This window comes from Kineococcus siccus, assembly GCF_009906795.1.
Lineage (GTDB): Bacteria > Actinomycetota > Actinomycetes > Actinomycetales > Kineococcaceae > Kineococcus > Kineococcus siccus.
Genome location: NZ_JAAALN010000276.1, coordinates 1 through 4,743 on the forward strand (window position 1 = coordinate 1; position 4,743 = coordinate 4,743).

General features: G+C 72.3%; 4 protein-coding genes and 1 pseudogene. All 5 read left to right on the forward strand.

Annotated elements, in window-relative coordinates:
- Window positions 1–11 precede the first annotated feature (11 nt).
- On the forward strand, window positions 12–164 hold the full coding sequence (locus GTR02_RS19920) for a flagellar biosynthetic protein FliQ (RefSeq protein WP_240896090.1): 153 nt from the start codon (window positions 12–14) through the stop codon (window positions 162–164).
- A 5-nt stretch (window positions 165–169) separates the two neighbouring features.
- Window positions 170–952, forward strand: coding sequence for a flagellar biosynthetic protein FliR (locus GTR02_RS19925; protein WP_166609223.1), 783 nt, complete (start codon window positions 170–172; stop codon window positions 950–952).
- Entirely contained in the window at window positions 949–2,031 is a 1,083-nt protein-coding gene (locus GTR02_RS19930; protein WP_166609224.1) for an EscU/YscU/HrcU family type III secretion system export apparatus switch protein, read from the forward strand. Before GTR02_RS19925 ends, GTR02_RS19930 begins: the two co-directional genes overlap by 4 nt.
- Before the next feature lie 302 nt (window positions 2,032–2,333).
- The gene (gene flhA / locus GTR02_RS19935; protein ID WP_166609225.1) at window positions 2,334–4,385 is read left to right on the forward strand and encodes a flagellar biosynthesis protein FlhA; all 2,052 of its coding nucleotides are present in this window, start codon (window positions 2,334–2,336) and stop codon (window positions 4,383–4,385) included.
- Window positions 4,363–4,743 (forward strand): annotated as a pseudogene (locus GTR02_RS19940) (hypothetical protein); the annotation flags it as partial. The gene flhA and the pseudogene GTR02_RS19940, both read left to right, overlap by 23 nt.

The window sequence follows — 4,743 nt, forward strand, 5'->3', positions numbered from 1 at the left end:
CGGTCACGCAGCTGCAGGAGGCGACCATCGCCTTCGTGCCGAAGGCCCTCGCCGTCGGCGTCGCGATCGTGGTGTGCGGCAAGTGGATGCTCCACGAGCTCATGACGTTCACGTCCAACCTCTACGAGCAGATCCCGTCGTTCCTGACCACCAGCGGGGGCTGAGGCGCGTGCAGGGCACGACCGGGGCGGTGCCCCTGGACCTGCTGGTCTCGCTGCTGCTGGCCTCCGTCCGCGCCGTCGCGTGGATGGCCTTCGCCCCGCCGTTCGCGAACCGGGCGGTGAGCGGGCGCAGCAAGGCGATGCTCTCGCTGGCGATCGCCCTGCCGATGGCCACGCGGCTGCGCGACCAGGTGCCCGCCATCGAGCCGGCCCCGCTGATCACCGCGCTCGTGCAGCAGGCCGTCGTGGGCGCCGTCCTGGGCCTGCTGTGCGCCATGCTCTTCGCGGCCGTCCAGGCCGCCGGGGACATGCTGGACCTCTTCGGCGGCTTCCAGCTCGCCAGCGCCTACGACCCGCTCATGCAGGTGCAGACCGCCATCTTCGGCAAGCTGTACACGTGGGGGACCACGACCCTGCTCGTCGTCTCGGGCGGGCACCTGCTGATCCTGCAGGGGTTCGTGCGGACCTACGACGTCCTCCCGCTGAACGCGTCGCTCTCGACCGCGACGGTCGCCCGGGTCGCGACCGACGGGGTGGGGGACCTGCTGCTGTCGGCGATGCAGATCGCCGGCCCCCTCATCGCGGTCCTGTTCATCACCGACATCGGCCTGGGCCTGCTCTCGCGCGTGGCGCCCGCGCTCAACGTCTTCGCGATGGGCTTCCCCCTGAAGATCCTCATCACCCTGACCCTGGCCGGCTTCACCTTCGCGCTGCTGCCGGACGTCGTCGAGGACCTCGTGACCACCGCCCGCGACCTGCTCGTGGGCCTCGCCACCGGGAGCGCCGCGTGACCGGGGAGAAGACCGAGAAGCCCACCGCCAAGCGCCTGGGACAGGCGCGCGCCGAGGGCAACATCCCGCAGTCGCGCGACGTGGGCGCGTGGTTCTGCACCGCGGCCGGGGCGCTGCTCATCCCGCGCACCATCGACGCGGGCCGCGAGATGGCCCAGGTCTCCCTGACCGCGCTCGCCGCCGTCGCCGAGGACCCGGAGCCCGGCCGCGCCCTCGGGGTGCTCACCGCGACGTTCGCGCTGCTGCCCGGGGTGCTGGGCCCGCTGCTGGCCGTCACCGTGCTGGCCGTCGTGGCCGCGGGCGGGCTGCAGGGCACCCTGAAGCCGGCGACCAAGAAGCTCAAGCCGAAGTTCAGCAACCTCAACCCGATCAACGGCCTCAAGCAGCACTGGGGCCCCAAGGGCGTCTGGGAGGCGGTCAAGTCCCTCACCAAGACCGCCCTCATCGGCACCGTGCTGTGGTTCGTGGCCAAGGGGCTGATCCCGAAGCTGGTGCTGTCCGGGGTGATGCCCCTGACGACGGTGCTCTCGCTGACGTCGGCGGCCATCGCGGCGATGCTGACGGTGACCATCGTGGTCGGGCTGCTGATCGCGGTCGTGGACTACGTCGTGAACCGCCGCCAGATCATGAAGAGCCTCAAGATGAGCGTCTCGGACATCAAGCAGGAGCACAAGAACGCGGAGGGCGACCCGCTGCTGAAGGGCGCCATCCGGTCCAAGCAGATGGCCATGAGCCGCAACCGGATGATGGCCGACGTGGCCCAGGCCGACGTCGTCATCGTCAACCCCACCCACATCGCCGTGGCCCTGCGCTACGAACCCGGGACGGGCGCGCCGCGCGTCGTCGCCAAGGGCGCCGGGGCCGTCGCCGCGAAGATCCGCGAGCGCGCCCGCGAGCACGACGTACCGCTCGTCAAGGACATCGCGCTGGCCCGCACCGTGTACCGGAACGTCAAGGTGGGCCAGGAGGTCCCTGCGGAGCTCTACGCCGCCGTCGCCAAGGTGCTCGCGTTCGTCATGAGCCTCCGCTCGCGCGGCGTGAGCCGGACGCTGGGCGAAGCCCACACCGTCCCCGCCTGACCGTCCCCGCCCGATTGTCCGCGCCCGACCGTCCGCGCCCGACCGTCCGCGCCCGACCGTCCGCGCCTGACCGTCCGCGCCCGACCGTCCCCGCCCGACCGTCCCCGCCCGACCGTCCGCGCCGCGAGTCTGTGCCCGGACCCGCGACGGCGCGGCGGGGGCCGGTCGAGGTCCCCCGGACGGCGGCCTCAAGGTGAGCGCCCGAGCTGTCGAAGTGGTGGTTGCCAGGACGGCGCACCAAGGCCAACGGACGGGCCGCTGGACGAGGGACCCCCGGGGTCCCGAACCTCTCAGGCGGTGTGGTGCAAGCTCGCAAGCTCACGCAGATGGTCGTGCCGATGGGTGTCGTCGGCATCATCCTGCTGCTCGTGGTCCCGCTGCCGGCGGCCCTGCTCGACGTGCTGATCGCCACGAACATCACCGCCTCGCTCATCGCGCTGCTGGTGGCCATGTTCGTGAAGCGGCCCCTGGACTTCTCGATCTTCCCCTCGCTGATCCTCGTGCTGACGCTGTTCCGCCTCGGCCTCAACGTCGCCTCGACGCGGCTCGTGCTCTCGGACGGGTTCGCGGGCAAGGTCATCGAGGCCTTCGGCCACTTCGTCATCTCGGGCTCGATCGTCATCGGCCTGGTGATCTTCACGATCCTGGTCGTCATCCAGTTCGTCGTCATCACCAAGGGCGCCGAGCGGGTCGCGGAGGTCGGGGCGCGCTTCACCCTCGACGCCATGCCCGGCAAGCAGATGGCCATCGACGCCGACCTCAACGCGGGCCTCATCGACGAGGACGCCGCGCGCCAGCGCCGCGCCGACGTCACCGCCGAGGCCGACTTCTACGGCGCCATGGACGGTGGCTCGAAGTTCGTCAAGGGCGACGCGGTCGCCTCGGTGATCATCGTCCTCATCAACCTCATCGGCGGCTTCGCGATCGGGATGCTCCAGAAGGGGCTCGCCCCCGCGGAGTCGATCGAGAAGTACACGATGCTGAGCGTGGGCGACGGCCTGGTCACCCAGATCCCGGCCCTGCTGCTCTCGGTCGCGACGGGCCTCATCGTCACCCGGTCGACCTCCACGGGCGACATGGGCTCGGAGGCCATCAAGCAGCTCGGCCAGAACCAGATGGTCCTGCAGATCGCGGGCGGCGCCGCCATCGTCATCGCCCTCATCCCGGGCATGCCGAAGGTGCCGTTCCTGCTGGTCGGCGGCCTCACGGTCTACGCCTCCACCCGCGTCGGCCGGCGCGACAAGGCCGCCTCCTCGGCCCTGGCGCTCACCGCGGTCGTCGCTCCGCCCACCGCGGCCGACGCCGCGGAGTCGCTGCTGGAGGAGATGCGCGTCGATCCCCTCGAGGTGGTCCTGGCCCCCGACCTGGTCGACCTCGTCGACACCTCGGGCGGGGGAGACCTCCTCGAGCGGGTCCGGGCGCTGCGCCGCAAGATCGCCCTCGAGCTCGGCCTGGTCATCCCGCCGGTGCGCACGCGCGACTCCCTCGACCTGCCGATGTCCACCTACGCGGTGCGCATCTCCGGGGTCGAGGTAGCCCGCGGGCTGGCCCCGCCCGGGCAGGTGCTGGCGCTGGGGGACAACCTCGACGGCCTGCCCGGCCGCGCGACCGTCGAGCCCGTGTTCGGCCTCGCCGGCAAGTGGATCCCCTCGGAGCTGCGGCCGCAGGCCCAGCTCATGGGCGCCACCGTCGTCGACCGCGCCAGCGTCCTCATCACCCACCTCGGCGAGCTCGTGCGCACCCACGCACCCCGCCTGCTGTCCCGCGAGGACGTCCGCTCGCTCGTGGAGTCGCTCAAGCGCAGCCACCCCGTCGTCGTGGACGAGCTCACCCCGAGCGTCCTCACGCTGGGCGAGGTGCAGCGCGTCCTGCAGGCCCTGCTGGACGAGAGCGTCCCGATCCGCGACCTGGCCCGGATCTTCGAGGCGCTCAGCCTCAAGGGCAAGCAGGGCGCCGACCTCGACGCCCTCGTCGAGGCGGCCCGCGGCTCGCTCGGGCCGGCCGTGGCCGCGGTGCACGAGCAGGACGGCGTCCTGCACGTCATCACGCTCGACCCGGTGCTCGAGCAGACGCTCGCCGAGGCCCTACGCCCCGGCGAGCACGGCGCCAACCTGGCGCTGGACGCCCTGACCGCCGAGCACCTCGTCACGGCGTCCACGGCCTGCCTGGAACGTGCCGAGGGGCAGGGCATCTCGGCCGTCCTGGTCTGCGCACCTCCCCTGCGGGCGCCCCTGCGGCGCCTGCTCAAGGTGGCCGTCGGCCGCCTGAACGTCCTGTCCTACGACGACGTCAGCAACCATGCCCGTATCGAGACGGTTGGATCGGTGAGCGGTGTCCACGCACTTGCTTCTTGAAGGCACAGACCTGCACGTCCTGCTCGCGGAGGTCCGCGCGACGCACGGCGAGGCGGCCCGCATCGTCCGGGCGGAGCGCATCCGCACGGGCGGCGTCGCCGGCTTCTTCGCCAAGGAGCGCTACGAGGTGACCGTCGAGCTGCCCGAGGACGGCGAGGTGCTCGCGCCCGGCGTGGACACCGCGCAGCTCGTCGAGCAGGCGGCGCTCGCGGCCCTGCGCCAGCAGGAGGCCCTCCAGCAGGCCGAGCAGTCCCCGCGGCAGCAGGCCGGAGCGCGCGAGTCCGCCGCGGACCTGCCGTTCCAGCAGATGCCGGGGTCGCGGGTCGCGCCGCCCGCCGCGGCCGGGCGGCGCACGGCC